The following is a 1,167-nucleotide window of genomic DNA, read 5'->3' as shown; positions in this document are numbered from 1 at the left end:
GATGGATTGCATGTTGCGTGGTCTGTCCCTTGTGGTGGGATGGGGACGCCGGCGGGCTCTCCGGAAGATGGATGGGTCGTTGTCGACCGTGGGCATCTCGGCCCCGCCGGCGTCGCGGTCTTATCGCGCGTACGGAAGTGGGGGCTCTCGCCCGGATGCAATCCTGCGCGACGGACCAGGTCACATCGTGCGGGAGGCGGCGATGGCCGGCAAGGTTCATCTTGGGTTCGACGTGTCGAAGGACTGGATCGACGCCGCGCGCGACGGCGGCGGTCCGGTCGTGCGGATCGCCAATGACGGGGCGGCGATCGCAGCGTTCCTGGCGGCCGAAGCGTCGGTCGCGCTCGCGGCCTTCGAGCCGACCGGCGGCCACGAGCGGGCGTTGCGCCGGGCGTTGCGGGAGGCCGCCGTCCCGTTCGCCCGCGTCCACCCGAACGAGATCGCGGCGTTCAGGGTCAGGCGCGGCGTCAAGGCCAAGACCGACCGGATCGACGCCCGCCTGATCGCGGACTTCGCAGCGCTCGAACTTTCCGGCCGCGGCCTGAGGCCGCTCGCCGAGGGCGACGAGGCCTTGCGCGAACTCGTCGCGCGCCGCCGCCAGTTGGTCGATCTGCTTCACGCAGAGCGCTGCCGCGCCGCGCTCGCCGAGGACGCGGCGGTGCGCCGGACCTTCGCGGCCGTCGCCGGCGCGCTCGAAGCCGCGCTCTGCGGGATCGAGGCGGCGATCGCGGCCCGCATCGAAGCCGACCAGGAGCTCGCCGCCATGGCCGCGCGCCTGCAAAGCCTGAAGGGCGTCGGACCGGTCACCGTCATGACGCTGATCGGCGAGTTGCCGGAGCTCGGACGGCTGTCGGCCAAGGAGATCGCAAGCCTGGTCGGCCTCGCCCCGCGCACCCGCGAGAGCGGCAAGGCCCGGGGCCGGGCCGTCACAGGCCACGGCAGGCCGGGCGTGCGCCGCGTCCTGTTCAACGCCGCGCGCTCGGCGATCCGCCACAACGCGCCGATGAAGGCTTTCTACGATCGCCTCGTCGGCCAGAACCGCCGACCAGGCAAGGTCGCCCTCGTCGCCGTCATGCGCAAAATGCTCGTCACCCTCAACGCAATCGCCCGCGACAAGCAAATATGGCGACACGCAGCGTAACTTGACCCAAAACACGGAAGATGCCC

The 1,167-nt window shown here is 71.2% G+C and carries 1 protein-coding gene; it reads left to right on the top strand.

Annotated elements, in window-relative coordinates; translation table 11 throughout:
• Positions 1-202: 202 nt before the first annotated feature.
• Complete coding sequence (locus EK403_RS22025; RefSeq protein WP_128779592.1) at positions 203-1,141, top strand: IS110 family RNA-guided transposase; 939 nt, start codon at positions 203-205, stop codon at positions 1,139-1,141.
• The last annotated feature ends 26 nt before the right edge of the window (positions 1,142-1,167 follow it).

The organism is Hansschlegelia zhihuaiae (assembly GCF_004103825.1).
GTDB classification, from domain to species: Bacteria; Pseudomonadota; Alphaproteobacteria; order Rhizobiales; family Methylopilaceae; genus Methylopila; species Methylopila zhihuaiae.
The sequence above is the reverse complement of the archived record's forward strand: the minus strand, read 5'-3'. Positions and strand labels throughout refer to the sequence as shown.

Bases quoted from the DNA above. Each gene is read 5' to 3' on its own strand.
- EK403_RS22025 (WP_128779592.1), top strand. From the start codon at position 203: ATGGCCGGCAAGGTTCATCTTGGGTTCGACGTGTCGAAGGACTGGATC.